This window comes from Acinetobacter sp. 70_2, from assembly GCF_056736115.1.
In genome coordinates this window covers 86,510-110,280 of record NZ_JBWZIP010000015.1, presented here as the reverse complement: position 1 = coordinate 110,280, position 23,771 = coordinate 86,510, and the positions used below count along the sequence as shown (strand labels likewise).

21 protein-coding genes and 1 pseudogene are annotated in these 23,771 nt (G+C 38.1%); 11 read left to right on the top strand and 11 right to left on the bottom strand.

The window, feature by feature from the left end:
* Window positions 1–50: 50 nt before the first annotated feature.
* Window positions 51–737: a lipoprotein-releasing ABC transporter ATP-binding protein LolD gene (gene lolD / locus AC1PJ9_RS09530; RefSeq protein WP_311086768.1), complete on the bottom strand. Its 687-nt coding sequence runs from the start codon at window positions 735–737 to the stop codon at window positions 51–53.
* Window positions 730–1,965 (bottom strand): lipoprotein-releasing ABC transporter permease subunit, encoded by a 1,236-nt coding sequence (locus AC1PJ9_RS09525; protein ID WP_311086767.1) that lies wholly within the window; start codon window positions 1,963–1,965, stop codon window positions 730–732. The genes lolD and AC1PJ9_RS09525 overlap by 8 nt, the downstream gene beginning before the upstream one ends.
* 137 nt (window positions 1,966–2,102) lie before the next feature.
* Here AC1PJ9_RS09525 and AC1PJ9_RS09520 point away from each other — a divergent pair.
* Window positions 2,103–2,183 (top strand): annotated as a pseudogene (locus AC1PJ9_RS09520) (PilZ domain-containing protein); the annotation flags it as partial.
* A gap of 29 nt (window positions 2,184–2,212) precedes the next feature.
* On the opposite strand, the gene AC1PJ9_RS09515 reads toward AC1PJ9_RS09520, so the two are convergent.
* Complete coding sequence (locus tag AC1PJ9_RS09515; protein WP_311086766.1) at window positions 2,213–3,121, bottom strand: DMT family transporter; 909 nt, start codon at window positions 3,119–3,121, stop codon at window positions 2,213–2,215.
* 10 nt (window positions 3,122–3,131) lie between these two features.
* Window positions 3,132–3,617 carry a YaiI/YqxD family protein gene (locus AC1PJ9_RS09510; RefSeq protein WP_079377047.1) on the bottom strand — a complete coding sequence of 162 codons (486 nt, stop codon included), beginning with the start codon at window positions 3,615–3,617 and terminating at the stop codon, window positions 3,132–3,134.
* Window positions 3,618–3,874: 257 nt separating this feature from the next.
* Between AC1PJ9_RS09510 and AC1PJ9_RS09505 the strand changes: the two genes are divergently transcribed.
* Together AC1PJ9_RS09505 and AC1PJ9_RS09500 are read left to right on the top strand one after the other, a co-directional pair.
* Window positions 3,875–4,816 (top strand): hypothetical protein, encoded by a 942-nt coding sequence (locus AC1PJ9_RS09505; RefSeq protein WP_311086765.1) that lies wholly within the window; start codon window positions 3,875–3,877, stop codon window positions 4,814–4,816.
* 33 nt (window positions 4,817–4,849) lie between these two features.
* On the top strand, window positions 4,850–4,996 hold the full coding sequence (locus AC1PJ9_RS09500; protein ID WP_019457296.1) for a hypothetical protein: 147 nt from the start codon (window positions 4,850–4,852) through the stop codon (window positions 4,994–4,996).
* A 57-nt stretch (window positions 4,997–5,053) separates the two neighbouring features.
* On the opposite strand, the gene serC is transcribed toward AC1PJ9_RS09500, so the two are convergent.
* Window positions 5,054–6,133 carry a 3-phosphoserine/phosphohydroxythreonine transaminase gene (gene serC, locus AC1PJ9_RS09495; RefSeq protein WP_311086764.1) on the bottom strand — a complete coding sequence of 360 codons (1,080 nt, stop codon included), beginning with the start codon at window positions 6,131–6,133 and terminating at the stop codon, window positions 5,054–5,056.
* 377 nt (window positions 6,134–6,510) lie between these two features.
* On the opposite strand from serC, the gene AC1PJ9_RS09490 reads away from it, so the two are divergent.
* From AC1PJ9_RS09490 to AC1PJ9_RS09455, 8 genes are all read left to right on the top strand, one after another.
* A complete protein-coding gene (locus tag AC1PJ9_RS09490; protein WP_311086763.1) occupies window positions 6,511–7,998 on the top strand; it encodes a TolC family protein in 1,488 nt (495 codons plus the stop codon).
* A 12-nt stretch (window positions 7,999–8,010) separates the two neighbouring features.
* Window positions 8,011–9,132 carry an HlyD family secretion protein gene (locus AC1PJ9_RS09485; protein WP_311086762.1) on the top strand — a complete coding sequence of 374 codons (1,122 nt, stop codon included), beginning with the start codon at window positions 8,011–8,013 and terminating at the stop codon, window positions 9,130–9,132.
* A gap of 3 nt (window positions 9,133–9,135) precedes the next feature.
* On the top strand, window positions 9,136–10,266 hold the full coding sequence (locus AC1PJ9_RS09480; protein ID WP_311086761.1) for an ABC transporter permease: 1,131 nt from the start codon (window positions 9,136–9,138) through the stop codon (window positions 10,264–10,266).
* A complete protein-coding gene (locus AC1PJ9_RS09475) occupies window positions 10,263–11,354 on the top strand; it encodes an A1S_2622 family ABC transporter permease subunit (RefSeq protein WP_311086760.1) in 1,092 nt (363 codons plus the stop codon). The genes AC1PJ9_RS09480 and AC1PJ9_RS09475 overlap by 4 nt, the downstream gene beginning before the upstream one ends.
* A 258-nt stretch (window positions 11,355–11,612) precedes the next feature.
* Window positions 11,613–12,407, top strand: a complete 795-nt coding sequence (locus AC1PJ9_RS09470; protein ID WP_311086759.1) for a ChbG/HpnK family deacetylase — start codon at window positions 11,613–11,615, stop codon at window positions 12,405–12,407.
* Complete coding sequence (locus tag AC1PJ9_RS09465) at window positions 12,404–13,384, top strand: glycosyltransferase family 2 protein (protein WP_311069455.1); 981 nt, start codon at window positions 12,404–12,406, stop codon at window positions 13,382–13,384. The genes AC1PJ9_RS09470 and AC1PJ9_RS09465 overlap by 4 nt, the downstream gene beginning before the upstream one ends.
* A gap of 1 nt (window position 13,385) precedes the next feature.
* Window positions 13,386–13,766 carry a GtrA family protein gene (locus AC1PJ9_RS09460; RefSeq protein WP_311069456.1) on the top strand — a complete coding sequence of 127 codons (381 nt, stop codon included), beginning with the start codon at window positions 13,386–13,388 and terminating at the stop codon, window positions 13,764–13,766.
* A gap of 9 nt (window positions 13,767–13,775) precedes the next feature.
* The gene (locus AC1PJ9_RS09455; RefSeq protein WP_311069457.1) at window positions 13,776–15,422 is read left to right on the top strand and encodes an ArnT family glycosyltransferase; all 1,647 of its coding nucleotides are present in this window, start codon (window positions 13,776–13,778) and stop codon (window positions 15,420–15,422) included.
* Window positions 15,423–15,476: 54 nt separating this feature from the next.
* Here the strand turns inward: AC1PJ9_RS09455 and gyrA are convergent, their stop codons facing one another.
* The 6 genes from gyrA to xerA all read right to left on the bottom strand — a co-directional run bounded on the left by gyrA (window position 15,477) and on the right by xerA (window position 23,626).
* Complete coding sequence (gene gyrA, locus AC1PJ9_RS09450; protein WP_311086758.1) at window positions 15,477–18,191, bottom strand: DNA gyrase subunit A; 2,715 nt, start codon at window positions 18,189–18,191, stop codon at window positions 15,477–15,479.
* A gap of 411 nt (window positions 18,192–18,602) precedes the next feature.
* Window positions 18,603–19,562, bottom strand: coding sequence for an MBL fold metallo-hydrolase (locus AC1PJ9_RS09445; RefSeq protein WP_311069459.1), 960 nt, complete (start codon window positions 19,560–19,562; stop codon window positions 18,603–18,605).
* A gap of 90 nt (window positions 19,563–19,652) precedes the next feature.
* Window positions 19,653–20,495 carry an AraC family transcriptional regulator gene (locus AC1PJ9_RS09440; protein WP_311069460.1) on the bottom strand — a complete coding sequence of 281 codons (843 nt, stop codon included), beginning with the start codon at window positions 20,493–20,495 and terminating at the stop codon, window positions 19,653–19,655.
* A 78-nt stretch (window positions 20,496–20,573) separates the two neighbouring features.
* On the bottom strand, window positions 20,574–21,506 hold the full coding sequence (locus tag AC1PJ9_RS09435; RefSeq protein WP_272409704.1) for an electron transfer flavoprotein subunit alpha/FixB family protein: 933 nt from the start codon (window positions 21,504–21,506) through the stop codon (window positions 20,574–20,576).
* A 17-nt stretch (window positions 21,507–21,523) separates the two neighbouring features.
* Window positions 21,524–22,273 carry an electron transfer flavoprotein subunit beta/FixA family protein gene (locus AC1PJ9_RS09430; protein ID WP_000646180.1) on the bottom strand — a complete coding sequence of 250 codons (750 nt, stop codon included), beginning with the start codon at window positions 22,271–22,273 and terminating at the stop codon, window positions 21,524–21,526.
* 465 nt (window positions 22,274–22,738) lie between these two features.
* Window positions 22,739–23,626 (bottom strand): site-specific tyrosine recombinase/integron integrase, encoded by an 888-nt coding sequence (xerA, locus tag AC1PJ9_RS09425; protein WP_311069508.1) that lies wholly within the window; start codon window positions 23,624–23,626, stop codon window positions 22,739–22,741.
* Window positions 23,627–23,771: the final 145 nt, after the last annotated feature.

Genomic DNA, 23,771 nt, shown 5'->3' with positions numbered 1-23,771 from the left:
ATTAAAGCCCAACTGAGTGGGCTTTAACAATGTGATTTAATGACAATTTTTTAAGAACCATTCACCCACAAACCATCTTCCATATGCAAGATAGAGTCTGCTGCTTGAGCTAATTGCTCATCATGGGTCACAATCAGCATTGCCATGTTTAGTTCTTTCTTCAAGTCAGTAAGTAACTCGAAAATACCTACAGCTGTTTTACGGTCCAAATTACCCGTTGGTTCATCAGCTAGAACGACCGCAGGCTTAGTCACCAATGCTCGAGCAAGAGCAACACGTTGACGTTCACCACCTGAAAGCTCACCTGGTTTATGGTCCATACGATGAGATAGCCCAACGCGATCTAGCAAATATTCAGCTTGTGCCTTGACCGACTTATATTGGCTGTCTGATCGAAGCATTAAAGGCATCGCTACATTTTCAAGCGCACTGAACTCTGGCAACAAGTGGTGAAACTGATAAACGAAACCTAAATACTGGTTACGTTGAAAACCACGTTCCGCTTCACCTAAGTTATCAAAGCGTTGACCATTTAAAAATACTTGTCCTTGTGTAGGCTGATCTAAGCCACCAAGTACATGTAACAAAGTACTTTTACCTGAACCACTCGCCCCTACAATAGATACAAACTGCCCTGCTTCAACCTGTAAAGAAAGACCTTTAATGACTTCAACCTTAGATTTACCATCATCAAAATGCTTATAAATATCTTTTGCTTCTAAAACGACTTTACTCATAACGCAATGCCTCGGCAGGTTGAACTTTGGCTGCACGAAGCGCCGGATAAATAGTTGCCAAGAAACTTAAGAGTAAAGAAACAATTACGATAATTGTGACATCTTGCCATCTTAAGTAAGAAGGTAAGTAATGTACAAAATAGGCATCGAACAAATTAAGTCCGAGCACATTATTAAACCAAGAAATAATATCGCTGATCGTTAGTGCCAAAACTACACCTAAAACAGTACCCGCAACTGTACCAATCACGCCAATCACGGTACCTTGTACCATAAAGATTTTAGTAATCATGGATGGTGACGCACCTAAGGTACGCAAAATTGCAATGTCCGATTTTTTGTCGGTTACAACCATGACCAAAGACGAGACAATGTTAAATGCAGCAACCACAATAATCAGTACGAGCAATAGGCCAACTAATGTTTTTTCCATTTGAATGGCATTAAACAAATTACCGTGGGTATAGGTCCAATTCGTTGCGTAGAAATTGCTTGGTAAGCTTTTCACAATATCATCGGCAACTTGAGGAGCAGCAAAGATATCATCCATTTTTAAACGGACGCCTTGAGCACCATCAGGTAAACGCAATAAAGTCGATGCATCATATAAAGCAATGTACCCGACCATCGAGTCCACTTCAGCACCTACACTGAAAATACCAACCACTTTAAAGCGTTTAAAACGAGGGACAACACCTGCTGGAGATGGCGTTGCTTCTGGTAACACCAATGTCACGCTGTCATTTAGACGTAAACCAAGTGAATCGGCCATGTCTTTACCAAGCACAATACCAAATTCACCCTTTTTAAGTGAGTCGAGGCTACCGGCAACAATATGATTTTGAATGATAGAGACATTCTTTTCATATTTAGGGTCAATACCCGTTACCATAATACCAGCCACTTGCCCTTGAGCAGTTAACATACCTTGCAATTGGGTAAAAGGTGCAACTCCAGTCACATGGGGATGATTTTCAACTCGTTTAACCAACTCAGGCCAATCCGTAAGAATTTGCGTCGATGAAACTGTCGCTTGCGGTACCATTCCCAAAACACGATTTTTCAATTCGCGGTCAAAACCGTTCATTACAGAAAGTACCGTGATCAGTACAGCGACACCAAGTGTCAAACCGACCATCGAAACCAATGCAATAAAAGAAATAAAATGATTACTGCGCCGTGCGCGAGTATATCTCAACCCTATATACAGTGAGATTGGTTTAAACATACCTTCTAAATCCAAGGTGATTGATGGAAAATAGAGAAGTGTGATCTACACTTCTTATTTGGCCATATCGTTAGATGCTGTATTAAGGTTTAAAAATCAGTAAGTTCTGACCTATCCTTAACAATCCTAATATTATATTGCTGCGCTATTTTCTACTACTTAAGATATGAGATCAATTTGATCATGCGTTTAGCTACGAATTAGAACAATTTAATGAATAAGCTCAACAAATTACCCAAATCCTCTCCTATTTAGACTTCATATGTTGAGCAAAGTTCCGGTTTGCCTGAATGTCTTTATAGAAATACAGGAATAGACCAAACAAGATAATAAATGCCCCCACAAAAACCATCATTGAAAGATGTTCATGGTTTAAAACAGCACCAATCACCATAGCTAACATAGGCGTAATCACAGTTGTAAGCGATAAAGTGGTTGCTTTGATATTTTGTACAAGTTTGAAATAACAGAACATAGCCACAAGTGAGGCCATCAGAACTGTATAAATTAATGCAAATAAAGATTTAGCTTGCGGTAAGTGGCTCGGCGCATATTGCCAAATAAATGGAATAAGACAGCTTGCCAAAAGTGATGAAACCAAGATTGAACCTGTTGCCTGAGCCATGGGCTGAACTTGGGCATTCACCTTTTTTACCCAAAAAATAGAAAATGAATAAACAAAAACACTGATCAACATAAGGACAATGCCAAATGGATGCACATGCTGACCTGATCCATTTAAGCAAATAATTGCGAGGCCACAAACAGCAATCGCCATACCGAGCCACTGCAATTTATAAAGATGCTGCCCAAATCCAAAACGTCCAATTAAACCCGCCATAATAGGCGCCAGACCAAACATCAAAGCGATCATGCCTGAACTTAAATATTGGGTCGCAGCATAGGTAAAAATTTGAGAGCCAATTAAGCTAAAAGACCCTGCAAAATAACTATGGAGAGCTTGTTTATGAATAGGAAAGGAAGTTCTTAGAACAAGTAAAACAATAACCGAAAGAGGTAAAGCAATATAAAAACGTAAGAGTAAGGCCCACATGACATGTAAGTCAGACACGCTCCATACAATGGCTAAAGGTGTCGTTGCCCAAATAAATACAAGCAAGACATAAGTTGAAGCCAAGTTGGTCTGGGATGGCATAAGAGGCTCACTAAGCTGTTTTACGTTTTTGCTTTAAAATTGTTTGATCGAGCGCACTCGAAAATTCACGTTTATCTCGTTCTGAAATTGGAGGTGGGCCACCCGTCTGGACTCCTGCACCGCGGAGCGTATCCATAAAATCACGTAAGTGCAAACGAGCCTTAACATTTGCAGTGGTATAAATTTCACCACGTGGATGAATCGCAATACCGCCCTTTTCAATAACTTGAGCAGCAAGCGGAATATCTTGCGTAATGACAATGTCATTTTCAGACATACGATCTACAATTTCCTGATCGGCCTGATCGGCTCCACTTAAAACCTGTATTGATTTAATACGTACCGACGGGGTAATTCCAACATTTTGATTGGCTACAAAAATCACTTCTAACTGATAACGATCTGAAGCTCGTAAAATGACTTCACGCAAAATTTTAGGTAATGCATCTGCGTCTACCCACAGCTTAAATGGCAGCACGTTATTCTCTATTTCCACTAAAAATCTAAGTCTAACAGATGCATTTCACTAGAGAATAGCGCTAAATATAAAACTTGTTTTCTAAATTTAATTTTAACAATACCTTAACAGTCAGTCATATTCGCTCTTAAAAATGAGTGATTTTCCCTATTAAAGGGCTTTTTAATAAGTAAATATGTGCTTTTACAAGAGAATTTACATATGTTGACTTGAAAAATAGCAATTACCCTCGATTTAATATAACAAGTGAGATAAACCCAACATCAATCGTACTTATGAAAAATCAAAACAGTCCAGAAGTTATTACGGTAAACGACCAAAATTTTGGTAGTCATGGAGAGCATTGGAATCTACTGACCTCCCATCCAGAGACAGATGTACCAAAATGGCTTGGACTGGCGCTTGATGCTCCTGTAATGCCAATGGGTTTATGCCAAAATGAAGATGAAATGGATCAATCTTTCTGGCTGATTCAAGGTCCTCAAGGGCAAAATGTCACTATTAACCAAATTATTGCGGTTGAAAATCAAAAACCTCGTGCTTTGAAAACAGCATTCCCTAGTTTTGAAAGTCCTTATCAATATAATGCGCAAATTGAGCGCATCATTACTTGTGACTCAGCAACTCAGGCAGTATTAAGTTTAAGATTAAATAAAAATACGACTGTTTATGCATTTGATAATTTATTTAGTGTTAATCGTTGTCAATATGACAAAACCCAAACTTACCAAGTTCAATTTAATGCATGGGCTTATGAATTAGAATCAGTCCCTGCTGGTGAAACCATTGTTGTAGATGATCCGGCATCAATTAAGCATCACCGTGCACTAAATGCAATTTTAACTGAACATAATGGAATTGCACCTGAAAACCTACAAGAACTCATTAATGAATGGCAGCCAAAAACTAAGGAAGATCAAGAACCTGTAGCGGTTGATTTTTCAAAAATGGTTGCATATTTATATGGAGAAAATCTTGGTCAGGAAGACGAAGCTTGGTTCCAAGGTAATATTGTCGGTAAAACTTCAATGACATTTATGGGTGCAGAATATACTCTTTATGATGTCACTTTAGTTTTGGAAGATGATCTTCCTGCCATATTAGTGCGCATTGCGACCCAAAATGATTTGTACAAAAACTTTAATATTGGTGAATATATTCGCGGTAATATCTGGATTCAGGCGAATATTTATGCTAAAAATAATGAAACTAATTGAATTTCACTAATATTTTAAAAATTAGGCTATTGAATGAAGATTATACCTGAACAAACCACCAGCCTCATTCAAACTAGTAACCCACGTATAAGGGTCGATACTGGTGCGTTTTGCTTTTTTGTTTTAGGTATGTTCTTAGCCGCAATGATGATCCATCAATTTGGTTTCGTCCCTTTTTAATGAATAAATTGCACAATAAATAAAGCCCTCTTTCGAGGGCTTTATTATTTGATTTACTTAACCATTACGTTTAGCAAAATCATCCATAAAGCGAATAAGCGCTTGAACGCCTTCTAATGGAACTGCGTTATAAATACTTGCACGCATACCACCTACTGAGCGGTGGCCTGCCAAGTTCAATAAATGATTTTCTTCAGCTTCTTTCAAGAATTGCTTTTCTAAAGCTTCATCTGCCAAAGTGAATGGTACATTCATAATTGAACGGTTTGGAATAGCAATCGGATTATTATAAAAATCGCTTGAATCGATATAACCATAAAGTAACTGAGCTTTTTCAAGGTTAACTTTATGAATAGCGTCTACCCCACCCTGCTCTAGTAACCATTCAAATACCAAACCAGACAAGTACCAAGCATAAGTCGATGGTGTATTTACCATAGAACCATTTTTCGCTTGGTCACCATATTTTAAAATGCTTGGAATTTCTGGCTTAGCTTGATCAAGTAAGTCATCACGAATAATAACGATTGTTAAACCAGCAGGACCAATATTTTTTTGTGCGCCTGCATAGATTAAACCAAACTTGGTCACATCTAATGGAGCAGATAAAATACTTGATGAATAGTCACAAACAAGTGGTGCTTTAACATCAGGAATACCTGCAAACTGTAATCCGCCAATTGTTTCATTATCTGCATAATGAACATAAGCAGCATCATCAGATAAGTTCCATTCGCTTTGATCAGAAATTGCGAACTTACCATCTACTTTAATGCCTGCTTCTACAGCATTAATGTCGCCATAGCGTTTTGCTTCTTTTAACGCTTTTTCAGACCAAATTCCTGTATGGATATAATCTGCTTTGTTATTTTTACCAAGCAGATTTAAAGGAATTGCTGAAAATTGTAATGACGCGCCACCTTGTAAAAACAGCACTTTATAGTTTTCAGGAATATTCATAAGCTTACGCAAGTCTGCTTCAGCTTTTTCGGCTACCGCAACATAGTCAGCACTACGGTGACTCATTTCCATGATGGATAGACCTTTACCTTGCCAATCCAACAATTCTTGTTGAGCTTTTTCTAAAACGGCAGTAGGTAATGCAGCAGGACCAGCACAGAAATTGTACGCGCGCATGATTTTTCCCTTGTAAAGTGAAACACAATAAAAAAAGGCATTTAACCACAGATTGCTTAAGCTTGCAGCAGCTTCTCTAGTAAATATTTCAATGCTAGGGCGTATTTAGGTTTATTTTTTCAATAACTATTTTATTTATTTGTTTGCTTTCACTTATTTTTTTATAAGTTTTACTAAATAAAGTTCAACTTGACTTGTGAATAGAGTTTCCCATACTGTGCTGAATATATAAAAACTTGCTGTATGATTTTCCATCACGCAAAATAAACTCAAAATCATTTTGTGCTTTTATACAATTGTATAATAAACAATATGATAATTGAATTTAATAACAAGAAATTTAAACTATAAGGGATGATCAAAAATTGTTATATAAAATGCCAACACATGAGTATCGACAGTCAATACGCCCTTTTTTCTTTAAACCCAATTACCTTGCGTTGGTATTGGGAGTATTTATTGCAACGCCTATTTATGCACAAAGCTTAAGTTATGCTGAAGCAGAACAACAAGCTTTAAAAAGCTCATATAGCACTCAAGCCAACCAAGCCTTACAACAAGCCTCTCAATTAGAAGCTGAAGCAGTCAAAGGTTTAGGGTTACCCAGAGTTGATTTAAACGTTCGAGCATACGCATTTCACAGTGAAACCGATGTGCCGCTGGGTGCTTTTAAACAAAAGCTTGAGAATGATTTAAGCCAAGGACTCAATGATAAGCTTTCACAGTGGAACAATGTCATTCCATCCGATGTTTTGGGACAAGTTCAGGAAGGTTCAAACCAAATCATCCATGACGGTATAAATCGTTTTCCTGACTACGCCAATTTAACTGTAGAAGATCAGGTCGTACGTCCGTCTATTTCAGTTGTGATGCCACTCTACACAGGGGGCTTAACCACTAGTGCCAAAAAGATAGCCAACATTCAGGCCCAGCGCGCTCAACTTTCAAGCCAACAACAACAAGATATTCAGCGGTTTGAAGTCGTACAAAGTTATTTTAATGTGCAATTACAACAACAACTGGTCGCAAGTAGTTTATTTAACTTTAATGCAATGCAAAAACATTACAGCAATGCACTAAAACTCGAACAGCAAGGTTTTATTAGTAAAGGACAACGCATGCAATTTGAAGTTGCCCGTAATAATGCAGAGCGAACTTTACAGAATGCACAAGCAAATCTGAATGCCAGTCAATTTAGTTTAAACAATCTTCTGCATCAGCAAAGTAATCCTGATTTAAGTACGCCTCTGTTTGTAAATACAATTCGTAGCCAATCTTTAGAAGCATTGCTAAGTAGTTACGCTCAAAAATCGAGCCTTGTACAAAAAATGCAGTTAGATACTCAATTAGCTAATACAAATATTCAAGCTCAACAAGCAGCAAAGAAACCAAGTCTATTTGCTTTTGGTGAATATTCACTCGATGAAAAGGAAAACTGGATTGTAGGTGTGATGGCAAAGTACAACCTTTTTTCGGGTGTAGATAAAAATAAGAATATTCATGCTGCCGAGTTAAAACGCTATGCTTCAGAACTCATGACTGAACGAACGAAACAGGAAATTGAAGGGTTATTAAATAAGTCATATAACGAGCTTAATTCAGCACAGCAAAGTCATACCTTATTACAACGAAACATCAGTGCAGCTCAAGAAAACTTACGTATTCAGGAACTGTCTTTCCGTGAAGGTATGGGAACAGCCACCCAAGTCATTGATGCACAAAATGCATTAAGTGCTCTAAAAACAGAAATGGCTTTAAATGCATATAAATATGTCATGTCACTTGCAACCTTATTGCAAAGCCATGGTTCTATGGACCAGTTTAAAGCTTATGTAACTCAACCACACACTGACTATATCCGTTAATAGGGGCATAAAATGAATCAAGAATCATCTTCTTCTCAGCAAGATTCACCTGTTACGGATACAGAGCAAACAGGTCAAAATCAACAGAGTAATCAAACCGACAATGCTCAAGAAGTAAAATCGAATAAAAGTGATACGCAACCACCTAAAAATTCGAAAATTAAACTAGTTATTGGTGTGGTCATTATTGCTTTGTTGGGTTTGATCATTTTCGGTTTATGGAAAAGCTATCAACCCAAGCCTATTGAGTTACAAGGTAGAGTTGAGGCTGAAACTCTTCACGTCAGCACTAAAGTACCAAGTCGTATTGAAGAAATTTATGTCCAAGAGGGCCAAAAAGTTTCTAAAGGACAACCTCTTGTTCGTTTAGTCAGCCCAGAAATAGAAGCTAAAAAACAACAAGCTTTAGCAACCTTACAATCGGCTTTAGCATTTCAATCGACTGTAGACCGAGGTTCCCAACAGGAAAATATCGATACTCTTTATGCCAATTGGCAAAGTACGAAAGCTCAAGCAAACCTTGCAAAAACCACTTATCAACGTGGTGAAAACTTATATAGACAAGGTGTCATTTCACGTCAAAGACGAGATGAGATGTTAGCAGCACAAACTTCTGCTCAAGAGTTAAGTGAAGCCTCTTATCAACAATATGCTCGAGCAAAGCGCGGAAGTACCAGCCAACAAAAATCTACGGCAGATGCTCAAGTTGATATTGCCAAAGCAGCAGTCAGTGAAGCCCAAGCACTTGAAGCAGAAACCCGTTTACTCGCTCCTATTTCGGGTACAGTTTCCAAAACTTATGGTAAGCCTTCCGAACTGGTTGCGATGGGTGTACCTGTTGTCAGCATTTTAGAAGATGATGATTTGTGGGTGAGTTTAAATGTCGGTGAAAATCAATATGCTTCTGTTTATAAAAACAAAACACTAGAAGGATTCATTCCTGCGCTGAATCAAACCGTGTTATTTAAAATAAAAAATATTGATGCAGAAGGTGAATTTGCCACGATTAAAACCACTCGTCAGACTGGCGGTTATGATATTCGTAGCTTTAAATTACATCTGGTGCCTGAGCGTCCTGTCAAAGACTTAAAGGTTGGCATGAGTGTTCTATTTAAAATTAAAGAAGAAAAATAAAGCATGTTTGCCAGTATATTACGTGAACTAAACTATCTAAGAAGCAATAAATGGGATTTGTGTATGGTGACACTCATCCCTGCTTTTATCATTTTTTTGTTTAGCAGCATGTTTTATGCAGGTAAAGCTGAACATTTACCCATTGCCATTATTGATCAGGACCAAAGTGAGCTGAGCCGTAATATTGAAAAGTATCTTTCGTTAAATCATACGGTAGATGTTAAAACGATTACGGCAAGCTCGACCGAAGCTGAAAAACTACTCAATGAAACCAAAATTTGGGGGTATGTTTTTATTCCGGATGGTGCCGAAAAACGTTTTGTGAAAGCTCAGGATGCTCAAATCAGCATTGCATTTAACCAATCTTTTTTTAGCGTAGGAAATACGATTTCCTCTGCCATGTTGGTCAGTACGCTCAATGCTTTAGCAGACTATGCAGGTCAGAGTTATTTAGCAAATAATATCCCCTATTTAGATGTTCCTACAGCACACGTTAAAATTTCAACGCTCTATAACCCAAGCATGAGCTATGAATTTTATTTAGAACCTTTCATGGTTCCTGCTGTTTTGCATCTATTACTCTGTTGTTGTGTGGCATTTGCCATTGGACAAGAACTTAAACGCGGCACATTAACCCAGTGGGTAAACCGTGAAAATTTTATTCGCGGCTTACTGGCTAAAAATTTACTTTATAGCTTTATTTTTTGTCTCTGGACTTGGCTATGGATGTTTTGGCTCGTTGAGATTCGAGGTTGGTTTGTCGCAGGTTCGCTCAGTTTCTTATTAGTTGCCCAGTTCTTGCTTTATTTTGCTTATGCACTCATTAGTAGCACCGTCATTCTGGCGACCAAAAATTTAAGTAAAACTTTTGGTTTTATTGCGGTATATGGCGGGTCTTCTCTAAGTTTTGCAGGGGTTACTCTGCCTTTAAATAATGCACCGATTTTCACTAAATTTTGGTCTTTAATAATTCCATATACACCTTATGCAAAGCTCCAAACCGAACAATGGGTGATTGGAAGTCCACTTTTTATTTCAGTGATGCCCTTTTTAATACTGATTGGCTACTGCCTTATTTATTTCATTTTGAGTTCCCTGCTGCTTAAAAAATTAGTTCGGGGGACAGCACAATGAAAGAATTCTTAAAGGCTTACGGACAAACATTTAAAGATATTGTTAGTAACAGTTCGGTTTTCACGACACTGATTTTATCAGTCATTCTTTATAGCTTTTTTTATCCAACTGCCTATAAAGCTGAACATGCCGAATCAATTCCAATTGTCATTGTTGATGAGGAACAGAGTCTTTTAAGCTCTCAAATTATTGGACAAACAAGCAATAGTCCGCACGTTAAAATTGTTGATGTCACTGCTAATTTTCTCGAAGCCGAACAAATGGTTCGCGAGCAAAAAGCAGATGGTATTTTACTTTTGCCCAACAACTTAACACAGAGCCTACGCCGCGGAGAAACTGGTGGAATTGGCTTATACTTAAGTACAACCAACTTTTTAAAAACAAAAGAAATTGGCCTAGGTCTTGCCACATCTATTGAGGCCACATTAAAAGAATATGTTGAAAAATTTGGAGAGCGTACACATTTCCAACCAGCGCTTTCTATTCATCAGGTTCCTTTATTTAACCCTCTTTCAGGTTATGGAAGCTATATTTTTCCAGCAGTTGCAACGCTCATTATTCATCAAACGATTGTATTAGGCTTAGCCATGCTAATTGCAAGCTACCGCGAAAAGCATGAAAAAATTACCTCCATTCGCTTTGCTGGAATTTTTGCTAGCCTGTTTACTATTGGTTGTTTAAGCAGTTTTTACCTTTTTGGTTTTACCTTGTGGTTCAACGACTATCCACATGGTGGTAATTTTATTGGTTTACTCGTCGCGGTTCCGATTTTTATTAGTTGTGTAATTGGATTAGGCATGTTGATTGGCTCACTTTTAGACATGCCTGAACGTGCCGGACATATCATTGTATTTAGTTCAGTTCCGCTTTTCTTATTAACTGGTGCAGCATGGCCTCACCATGCCATGCCTGAATGGTTACAGTGGTTTGCTTGGTGCTTACCTTCTACACACGGTGTACAAATGTTTGTACAGCTTAATCAAATGGGTGTTCCTTTAAATGTTGTGATTCCTAAATTGATTTTTCTTGCAACAATTGGAATCATTTTTTTAATTATTGCCCATTCACGTTTAAAAAATTCCAAGTAAATTTAAGGCTACATGAATGTGTATAAATTATATTTTTATTTACTATAAAATCTTATAGTTAAAGCTTATTTCTTAAATAATTGACTAAAAATTTATAAAAAAATAAATAAATTCAAAGTATTAATTTGTATCAATTGTCATGAAACCTTAAGAAAACTTTAAGTTGAAATTAAGAAATTTTCCCCATAGTAATTAGTATAGTTTTTCAGCAGCTAAGCAGAATAGTTCTGCAATCCTGCCCTATGGTGGAATTTGGATATGCCAAAAGTGTGTTATTGCGCAGATGACTTTGCAATGAATGCAGAAATATCTGATGCAATTATTCATTTAATTGAACAAGGTGCACTTCAAGCAACCTCATGTATGACCCAATCTGAACTATGGGAAACTGCTGCTGCCAAATTAAAACCGTTTAGCGATCAAGTTGATATCGGTTTGCATTTAAATCTTACCCATGCTTTCGCTTCAGGTAATACTGTTTTTTCCTTACCCATGCTTATTTTACGTGCATGGTCCTCAAGCCTGAATCGTGAATCAATTACCCAATGTATTGAAGAGCAATGGGATTTATTCGTTTCAGTCATGGGAAAACACCCAGATTTTATTGATGGACATCAGCATATTCATCAATTTCCATTCATACGCGATATTTTGCTGCAATTGTTAAAAGAGAAAAAATTTACGGGTTGGATTCGAAATTTACAGCACCCGATAGATTTACCTCGCTATCGTTTTAAGACTCGTGTGCTGTCTGCACTGGGTTCTAATTCCTTAGCAAAAGCATGTCAAACATATCATTTTAATCAAAATGACCAATTTGCCGGCATCTATGATTTTAAGCAAACTGACTATGGCGAACTGAATCAGTATTGGCTTGCAAATGCAAAAGACCATTTACTGATTATGTGCCATCCAGCGCTTGCAGAATCAAATGATCAAGATCCGATTCAACATGCCCGAATACAAGAATATGAATATTTCAGTTCGGATCAGTTTCAACTTGATTGTCAGCAATATGGTATCCAGCTCACTAGACTAGGGGCAATGCAATGAACACAAAACCATTTTTATCCTGCGTTGTTCCAGCCTATAACGAAGCAGAAAATTTAAAAACTTTTATTCCTGCTTTAGCAAATAGTCTAAAACAGCAAAATCTTAGCTTTGAAATTATTGTGGTAGATGATGGGAGTAAAGACGACACCATTCCTATTCTACAAACAATGATTGATGATTACCCATTGGTTGTGCTTGAACTTTCACGCAACTTTGGTAAAGAAGCAGCTTTAAGTGCTGGTTTAGATCATGTGACAGGTGAAGTTACCCTACTGATTGATGCTGATTTTCAACATCCATTTGAAGCAATTCCAACCATGATTAACCTTTGGAAAAATGGTTATGACATGGTGTATGGTATTCGCAATCGTACTACAGAATCTTGGCTTAAACGTGTGTTAACCCAAGGTTACTATCGTATATTAAACTTAAGCTCTCCGATCGATATTCCAGAAAGCGCTGGCGACTTCCGTCTACTAGATGCAAAAGTTGTTGAGGCAATTAAACAATTGCCAGAAAAAAACCGCTATATGAAGGGTCTTTATGCTTGGGTTGGATTCAAAAGTATAGGCGTTAATTTTTCTGAACAAGAACGTCAGCACGGCCGTTCTAGCTTCAACATAAAATCTCTATTTAACTTGGCTATGTCAGGTTTAACTGGGTTTTCAGATTTACCTTTACGCATCTGTATTTATTTAGGTGCAATCCTAGCTTTAGGTGCTATGGGTTACGGCGTATGGATCATCATTAAAACGTTAATTGAAGGAATTTCTGTTCCAGGTTGGGCAACACTTGCAGCCGGTATGACTTTACTTGGTGGTATACAGTTGTTGTTCCTTGGTATTGTTGGTGAATATGTTGGCCGTATTTACGCGGAAGTAAAAAACAGACCAAAATACATTGTTGCATCTGAACATTCTCGTATTAAACAAGAAAAATCTATCACAAAGTCGGAAAACACTTTCTCAAGTTTCTAACATGTTTGCTCATATTCTTCAGCTCACGCGGTTTGCCACTACTGGGGCCGCAGCAGCACTTACTCACTATAGTGTAGCCATGCTTCTTTTTCAGAAGCATGTTGCACTGCAATATGCCAATTTACTTGCATTTTTAGTCGCCTATTGGGTGAGCTATTTCGGGCATCGTATTTTTACGTTTAAAGCACAGCATCTTGATCATCGTCAGACTCTACCAAAATTCACATTGGTTGCAGGTTTAGGTTTTTTATTTAATGAAAGTTTTCTTTTACTCTCAAACCTCTATTTTAACATTCCTGTTTCAACCTTAGTGTGTATTGCAATTGTTCTGACCTCTGTCGTGACTTTTTTGCTTAACCGTTTTTTTGCATTTCAACATTAAGGATTGTGTATGCAGCAATGGCTTCGTAATTCCAAATTTTTATTATTTTTTTTACCGTTTTGGTTACTTCTTCTTTCCTGGATAAGACCTCTATCTGTACCTGACGAAGGCCGCTATGGAGATATTAGCCGAGCTATGGTCGAATCTGGAGATTGGTTAACTCCACGAATCGATGGTTTGCCATTCATGCATAAACCTCCACTCCTACACTGGTTAAGTTCTATGTTTATGGAGCTTTTTGGTGTACATGTCTGGGTGTTACGGTTAGTACCTGTGTTAGCTGGTACCCTCATGTTAGTGGGTCTATTCTTATTTGTAAAAAAGCATATTTCGGAAGGTGTAGCACAGCTTACGGTTATTATTTTAGCGACCAACCTGCTTTTCTTTGGTAGTAGCCAGTATATTAACCATGACTTATTAGTAGCATCGGGGATTACATTAAGCGTTTTATGCTTTGCTGATTTCACCATTTCTGCACGAAAATCTATTTTATTTTTAGGTTATGTCGCTGGTGCAGCCGCTTTTCTAAGTAAAGGTCTTATTGGCGTTCTCATTCCAGGTATGATCCTGTTACCGTGGTTACTCTACACAAAACAATGGAAGAAAATACCTTCACTTCTTAATCCATTGGCTATCTTGCTATTCTTACTTATTGTTAGCCCATGGTTGTACGCAGTACAAAGTAAATATCCTCAATTTTTACATTATTTCTTTATTGACCAACAATTTAGTCGCTTCAGTTCTAAAGAATTTAATAATAAGCAACCGTGGTGCTTCTATCTGCTTATTTTGTTTGTCGGTTCTTTGCCTTGGTTTTTTGCGAGTAGATTTGAATCTATTAAGACCGTCTTTAAAGATTATAAGCAATCGGGTATATTTGCCCTGCTTGTATGGTGGTTTATTTCTGTTACGGTTTTCTTCTCTATTCCGCCTTCTAAACTAGCGGGCTATATTTTACCTGCTGTACCACCCCTTACTATTTTCTTGGCGCTTGTGATTAACAAAGTTCTTGAAAGCAGTTATAAAACCAAATTACAGGTATGGGGTACTCCTGTATTTATTATGATTCTTGGGATTGGTATTGTGGCTACCCCACATTTTCTCCGTGCGGATCAACCATTTTTTCAACATCAAGCCATATTCATTTACACCATTGGTACACTGTTAATTGTACTTCCACTGGTTTTAGTATGCTTATATAAAAAGCAGAAAGTGAGCTATTTAAACTATATTTTTATGAGTTTAATTGTTCTATGTAGTTCGGTTCCTTTTGCTGTTCGTATTTTAGATACTAAAAATAATGTGGGCCAAACAGATTTTGCTGATCACATCACCCCATCTACAAAAATAGTTTTCTACAATTACTATTTTTATGATGTGCCTTTCCTTTTACAGCTTAAACAGCCTGTGTATATTGTAAATGAATGGGATAGTGTTCATTCAGATAGCGCTTCTTTAGAAATTAAAGATGGCTTGTTATTTGAGCCGCAACTTAAAAAGTATTTGTGGAGCGAACAGCAGCTCAAAGATGCTCTGGTTCAAAAGCAAGATTTGATCGTGGTCAGTCAGCCAAATAATTTTGCAACTAAAGACCCGTCAGTAAAAACTTTGCATTACAGAAACTATGATGTGTTTATTTTCCATTCAGCAAAATAAATAAATCAGAAATAAAAAAGGAAGCCTAAGCTTCCTTTTTTATTTTAAAACGTTTTACTCTTCAGAAGTATCTTCACTATTAGATACAACTTCTTCGCTATCGGTTTCAGTCGTATCTACTTCGCCTTCAAGAAGTTCTTCTTCATCTTCTACAGCTTCAATTGAAACTACGCCAACAAGAGTTTCTTCTTCACTTAAACGGATGAGACGAACACCTTGAGCATTACGACCTGTCATTGCAACTTCTGCTGCACGCGTACGAACAAGCGTACCACCATCAGAAATCAACAATAACTCTTTCGTTTCATCAATAGAAACTGCACCAACTAGCTCACCGTTACGTTCACTTGTTTTAATTGCAATAACGCCCTTACCACCACGTTTTTTGGTCGGGAAGTCATTTACAGGAGTACGTTTACCGTAACCGTTGGCACTCGCACACAGGACTTCACCAGTCTCAGGTACAACGACAAGCGATACGATGCGGCTTACTAGACTTGAATCTGCTGAATCATCATTATCATCTGATTCATCGTTTTCAACTTCTGCATCTTCTTCGCTTAAAGTACTGCTTGCAAAGCTCACGCGCATACCACGTACACCTTTCGCTGTACGACCCATTGCACGTACGTCAGTTTCAGCAAAACGAATTGCTTTACCTTCGTTAGAGAACAACATGATTTGCTGATTACCATCAGTAATCGCAACACCAATTAAGGTATCTTCTTCATTCAGTTCAATAGCACGTAAACCATTTGAACGAATGTTTGCAAACTGTTCTAACTCAACACGCTTAACCGTACCCGAAGCTGTCGCCATAAACACATAGTGGTTTTCTGGGAACTCTGTTAACGGCAAGATAGCAGTGACTGTTTCTGTTGCATCTAAAGGTAACAAATTCACGATTGGACGGCCTTTTGCCCCACGTGATGCTTGAGGAACCTCAAATACTTTCAGACGGTACACTTTACCCACGTTGGTAAAGCAAAGTACAGTCGCGTGGTTCGATGCCACAATCAGATGTTGAATAAAGTCATCATCTTTCATAGAAGTTGCAGACTTACCACGTCCACCACGGCGCTGTGCCTGATAGTCTGAAAGTGGTTGAGTTTTTGCATAACCCGTTTGCGAAACAGTTAATACCACTTGTTCTTCTGGAATTAAATCTTCACGGCAGAAATCGACACGAGATTCAACAATTTCGGTACGACGTGCATCACCATATTGTTGTAATACTTGTGCTAACTCTTCACGAATAACACCCATCAACAAGTTGAAGTCATTTAGAATAGCTGTAAGTTCAGCAATTTGACCCAAAATTTCAGTATATTCTGCGTGTAACTTGTCTTGTTCTAGACCTGTTAAACGGTGTAAACGTAATTCTAAAATTGCGCCTACTTGTGTCGGAGATAGACGATAAATTGAATCGCTTAAACCAAATGGACGATTTGGATCTTCACCTTCAATTTCATCTGGACGAACAGAAATAGCACCTGCTTTTTCAAGTAATGAAATAACACCACCACCTGCCCACTCACCAGCAAGTAAACGCTCACGCGCTTCAGCAGGGTTAGCAGAAGTTTTGATGGTTTCAATAATTTCATCAATATTGGCTAAGGCAACTGTCAAACCTTCCAAGATATGACCACGTTCACGTGCTTTACGTAATTCGAACATGGTACGGCGTGTCACAACTTCTTGGCGGTGACGAATAAATGCCGCAATAATATCTTTCAGATTCATCAATTTTGGTTGTCCGTTGTCTAGACACACCATGTTGATGCTGAATGAGTTTTCAAGCTGGGTATTTAAGAATAAGTTATTTACAACGACTTCTGCGTTTTCACCGCGTTTTAAGTCAATTGCAATACGCATACCGTCTTTATCAGACTCATCACGAAGCTCTGAAATACCTTCAAGTTTTTTCTCTTTAACTAACTCAGCAATACGTTCAATCACTCTTGCTTTGTTTACTTGATATGGAATTTCAGTAAAGACGATGGTTGTACGACCTGTCTTTTCATCTTCTTCGAAATGGTATTTACCGCGAATGTGTAAACGACCTTTACCGGTACGGTAGGCATCAACAATACCTGATTTACCGTAAATAATACCGCCTGTAGGGAAGTCAGGACCGGTAATGTATTCCATCAATCCTTCAATTGAAATATTCGGATTATCGGCATAAGCCAAACAAGCATTCACAACTTCTGTCATGTTGTGTGGTGCCATGTTGGTTGCCATACCTACGGCAATACCAGCAGCACCGTTAATTAACAAGTTTGGAACGCGTGTCGGAAGTACCTGAGGAATACGTTCCGAACCGTCGTAGTTATCTTCCCAATCAACTGTGTCTTTTTCTAAATCTGCAAGAAGCTCATGTGCCAGCTTAGTCATACGGACTTCGGTATAACGCATCGCCGCGGCACTATCACCATCGATCGAACCGAAGTTACCCTGACCATCAACCAATAAATAACGTAAGCTAAAGTCTTGAGCCATACGAACAATGGTTTCATAAACAGCTGAGTCACCATGCGGGTGATATTTACCGATTACGTCCCCAACGACACGAGCAGATTTCTTGTAGGCTTTGTTATAGTCATTGCCCAATTCGTGCATGGCATAAAGCACACGACGGTGAACAGGTTTAAGACCGTCTCTCACATCCGGCAATGCACGAGATACGATTACACTCATTGCGTAATCTAAATATGAATGCTTGAGTTCGTCCTCAATGGCAATCGGTCGGATTTCCGATACGCTCATGCATACTCCTTCTTACAGATAGATATTTCTATCCGTTTATATGTCTTGATCTTGCAAAAAATTTAGTTCCGGAAAGTGAACTAAAATCGAAAAAAATATAGCTGTATACTATAGCATAAATTGCTCGCTAACTGGGAGTTTAGCGATCTTAAAATAGCATTTTTTTACAATAAAAATTCTATTAGAATTAATAAGTTAAAATTATAGGTTTCTACTTTTAAATGTATTCTTTAAAACTCAATTATTCGATCAAAATATAAACAGCATGAAAGTACTCTTTTTAGAACACATTTCATCTATTTAAAGAATCAAACTTTTCGTCTTAACTCAACTTAGCAATATTTGAGCTAAAGATTCCAAGACTATTTTTCAAATTCATTGCTCTTTTTTTGAATAATCAATTTGAACTTATCATTTTACAGGACGGTATTGAGCCGGTATCCATTGATATCCCTTTGAGCTTTTACCAATGTGTCCAATGCCAGGAAAAGCGATATGTGCTGCCCCCACCCACCATTGGTTTTTATAGGCTTGTTCAAAGATACTCTTACGAACAGCTATAGCCTGATTCGAATGAGTATCGGGTTTGTAGCTTGCTTCAGGATAAGGAAATTGGACTGCACCGTAATGCACCACATCGCCTAGACCTAAGAACTTTTGACCGTTTTGTCCATCTACTAAGTATGAAGAATGACCTTCCGTATGACCATGAGTCACGATCAGTTGAACATTCGGTATGTTAAAAGTGGCTTTGGTAAAAGCAACTAGTTGCCCTGCCTTTTGGTATGGCTGCAAGGCATCACGCGTCATTTTAAATATTGGTTTAAAAAAAGCGGTGGCTTTTGCTTCATTTGCAGATGATGTCCAAAAGTCGACATCTTCTTTCGCCAGATAAACTTTCGCATTTGGATAAACCATTTTGCCATCAAGTGTAATACCGCATAAGTGATCAGGATGGGCATGTGTAATTAAGATGGTATCTATTTGTTCAGGCTGTACGCCTGCTTTCTTTAAATTTTCAGGCACATGGCCCAAGGTAGGCCCAAAACATTTTGCAGTGCCAGCATCAATTAAAATATTTTGAGTAGGTGTTTGCACAAGATAGGCAGAGAAATCCGTGACAATCTGATTATGCTCATCTACAGGAACAAAATTTTCTGCAAAGAGTTGATTGGCTTTTTCAGCCGAAATGCCCAGTAAGTCACTACGAGGCAATCCTAGTTCGCCATCAAACAGAGCCGTTACTTTAAGGTTTCCAATCGGTTGCAAAAAATAACCATCTACCTGATGTACGCTTGGCTTTTGTTCAGCATGAATAAGCGTACCCGCACTCAGGAGCAATAATATCGTAAGTGATTTTAATGATTTCATCATAGAGGCCTTGGTATTTTAATACTTTAACTCTATCGACTTTTATTAGTTTAAATCGCTCAATAAGCTATAAGAAACGCTCAAATTGACTTATTCGGCAGCTAGAACAGCTGGATCTATACCATAACGCTCTATAAAGCGATCACGAAAAATAGCAACAGACTGGTATCCAGATTTGGCTGCAATGGTTTTCATGGGTAGTTTTTTGGAATACAACAACTCAAGTGCATAAGTAAGACGTGCATGCGTAATCGTTTCTCTTAAGGTCGTATCTTCATGGCTAAGCTTGCGGCGAAGTGTTGCACTGCTCAAACCTAGTCGCATTTCAAACTCACTAGACTGCCAATGATGCTGTGGATTCTCTATTACCCAATCGTGAATGATTTTTGTCAATTTAGGTGGCGGTACAATTAGCACATCTGAACAATGCTGTTGGCATAACTGTACAAGCATAGCGGTAATACATAAACGTGCTTTCACCACATCATGATTAAACAAAGCCGTTTGCCACTCGGTTAAAGAGGTAGCGAAATCATCAATTGAAAACTTTAATATTGCTTCGGTTTTGTCGACTACAGGCTTCGCCCAAATCATTTGTGCGGCTTGAATGACTTCGTCACACATAGGCACCAGAATAGTGAGATATTCACCCGTTATAGGGTCAGGCAAATTAACTGCATCGATAACCGTATCGGGTTTTATAATATAGAGATCGCCGGCACTAAAATTGATTTGTTTTGTTTGAAGATTTAATTGTTGTTGCCCATATAGAATAAATCCCATATGCAACTGGCTAACTTTAATATTGGAAAGGCCATGCTGATTTTTAGACCGAATACATAAATAATCTCGTGCCATATCTGCCCGCGCCAATCTCACCAATGACTGGTGCAATTGATGAGCTTCGATGGAAGCGGAATAATTAATATTCATAATAATGATCTAAACAAAAAAACGCCCTTGACTATTTATAGCACAAGGGCGTTTTTCGAATAAGTGACAAGCTGTAAATTACAACTTGCTTACTAACTCAGGTACTACAGCGTTCAAATCACCAACTAACCAGTAGTCAGCAACGCTGTTGATTGGCGCTTCTTCGTCTTTGTTGATTGCAACAATAACTTTAGAATCTTTCATACCAGCTAAGTGCTGGATCGCACCAGAAATACCTACAGCAATGTAAAGCTCAGGTGCAACGATTTTACCAGTTTGACCCACTTGGAAATCGTTAGGTACGAAGCCTGCATCAACTGCTGCACGTGAAGCACCTTGTGCAGCACCAAGCTTGTCAGCTAATGGGTCAAGTACTTTGTGGTAGTTCTCACCAGAACCTACACCACGACCACCAGATACAACAATACGAGCAGCTGTTAATTCTGGACGATCAAGTTTAACGATTTCTTCAGATACAAACTTAGAAATGCCTGCGTCTTTTACTTCGCCAACTGTTTCAACCGCAGCAGAACCACCTTCCGCAGCAACTGGATCAAATGCTGTACCACGAACAGTACCAACAATGATTGCTTCGTCAGATTGAACAGTTGCAATAGCGTTACCAGCATAGATTGGACGCTTGAATGTATTCGCAGATTCAACAGAAATAATGTCTGTGATCATGCTTACATCAAGAAGCGCAGCAACACGTGGAAGAATGTTCTTACCAGTCGTTGTAGAAGCAGCTAAAACGTATTTGTAACCTTTAGCCAAGTCAGCAACTAAGCCAGCTACGTTTTCAGCTAATTGGTTTGCATAAGCAGCGTTGTCAGCAAGTAATACTTTGCTTACACCAGCAACTTTAGCAGCAGCGTCAGCAACTGCTTGAGCGCCTGAACCAGCAACTAATACAGTAATATCACCACCGATTTTTTGAGCTGCAGCAACAACGTTTAAAGTAGCACCGTTAAGTGTCTGGTTGTTGTGATCAGCGATAACTAAAATACTCATGATTTTATCCTTCCGTATTAGATCACTTTCGCTTCATTTTTCAATTTTTCAACAAGCTCATCTACAGATTTCACTTGTACGCCAGCTTTACGTTCTGCTGGAGCTTCAACTTTAACAGTTTTAAGCTTAGTACCAGCTGTAACACCGTAATCAGCAGGAGATTTAGTATCAAGCGGTTTTTTACGAGCTTTCATGATGTTAGGCAATGCAGCATAACGTGGCTCGTTTAAACGCAAGTCAGTTGTAATAATTGCAGGAAGCGCAAGTTCAACAGTTTGTAAACCACCGTCGATTTCACGAGTCACTTGTACTTTACCGCCATCCACTTTCACTTCAGAAGCAAACGTACCTTGACCAGCACCTAATAATGCACCAAGCATTTGACCTACTTGGTTAGAATCATCATCAATTGCTTGTTTACCAAGAAGGATAAGTTCTGGTTTCTCAGCATCAACAACACCTTTTAAGATTTTAGCAACTTCTAGAGCGCCAATTTCATCAGTGGTTTCAACTAAAATACCGCGGTCTGCACCCAAAGCCATTGCAGAACGGATTTGTTCTTGAGCTTCTTTAGGACCAATAGAAACAACAACGATTTCTGATACTGTTCCTTTTTCTTTTAAGCGAACCGCTTCTTCCACTGCGATTTCACAAAATGGGTTAATTGACATTTTAACGTTGGTAAGGTCAACCCCACTATTGTCCGGCTTAACACGAACTTTAACGTTGGCATCAACCACACGTTTTACAGCAACAAGAGCCTTCATGTAATCCTCGGCTGTTCTAGCAAAAGTAAATGTTGAGAAAAGTATATTAACTCTTCAATTCAAATTTTTTAGGTACCCTATCTTGCAATGTGTTTGGCATTTCGGTCAAGTCACAATTTTCTGGAACAGTACAAAAAAAATGAAATCATCAGTTCATAAAAAAAATTTCACAGCTGACTCGCCCTTATTTTATTCTTTTTAAAGTCTATTTTATACATTGATTTTTATTATCTTTTTATCTTATTTACCTTATTAGTCAGAAACATAAGCGCCTTATAAATGAGTCAAATTTTGTCGTTTTTAGGCCATATATGCCGACAAAATGTGCAAAGTTCAAAATGGTCAATTGGGTAATTTCACATATTTCTTTTAAACAAATTTGTAAAAAAGTACAAATGATCTCTACATTCATCTGATTCAGTGCAATCAAAGTCGCGTATTGATAAATAATTTATCTTAAATGACTTAATGCTTGGTCGCTCGCGGATGAGCCTGATCATACACTTGAGCCAAATGATCAAAATCGATATGCGTATAAATTTGGGTAGTCGATAAGTTGCTATGGCCTAACATTTCTTGAACTGAACGCAAATCACCACTACTTGATAACATATGGCTGGCAAAACAATGTCGAAGTAAATGCGGATGTAAGTCGACATTTACACCTGCTCGTTGTGCCTGAAGTTTTACACGCTTCTCGATTTGCCGTGGAGTGAGTACACCACCACGCTGTGAAATAAAAACAAAAGCATTTTGGTCAAAATGACCTTTCCAGATTTTATAAATTTTAAGCCAGTTCAATAGACTTTCTTTTGCCTTTTTCCCAAATGGGACAATACGGGTTTTATTTCCTTTACCCGTAATACGAACAAGATGACGATTAAAATCGATATCTTTAATTGTGAGGCCTTGTAGTTCTGCGAGTCGTAAACCACTTGAGTAAAGTAGTTCCAACATGGCTTTATCTCGCAACCATAATTGCTGATCAACCGGTTTTTCCGGCATAGGTTGATCTAAAATTTGATTAACCGTTTCTATATCGATCATACCCGGCAAAGGCCGAGGCTGGCGTTTTAACTTAAAATCGTCAGTAGGATTAATTTCTAGATATTTGCCCTGTTCAGCCCATTTCATAAACTGACGAATAGAAGTGAGGTGACGCTGCATACTACTTGGGCTTAACTGGTCTTGCTCAACACGTTGAGCTAGATATTCACGTAAATCTGAAGCTTCAACATTTTTTAAATCAATTTTTTTTGAGTCACAGAACTCAAGAAAGCTTTTCACATCTCGCTCATAAGCCGTAATTGTATGCTCAGACTGATTTTGAATTTTTCTTTCTTTTAACCACATCGAGAGCAGTTGTAATGCAAAATCCAAATTGCTCTCCATTTATTTGCCCATTTTTTTGAGTGTACCAAAAACTATTTGATCATGAAAATTTCATATCGCACAGCATAATGAATCTAACTTATATATTACAATTTATACCAAGTAT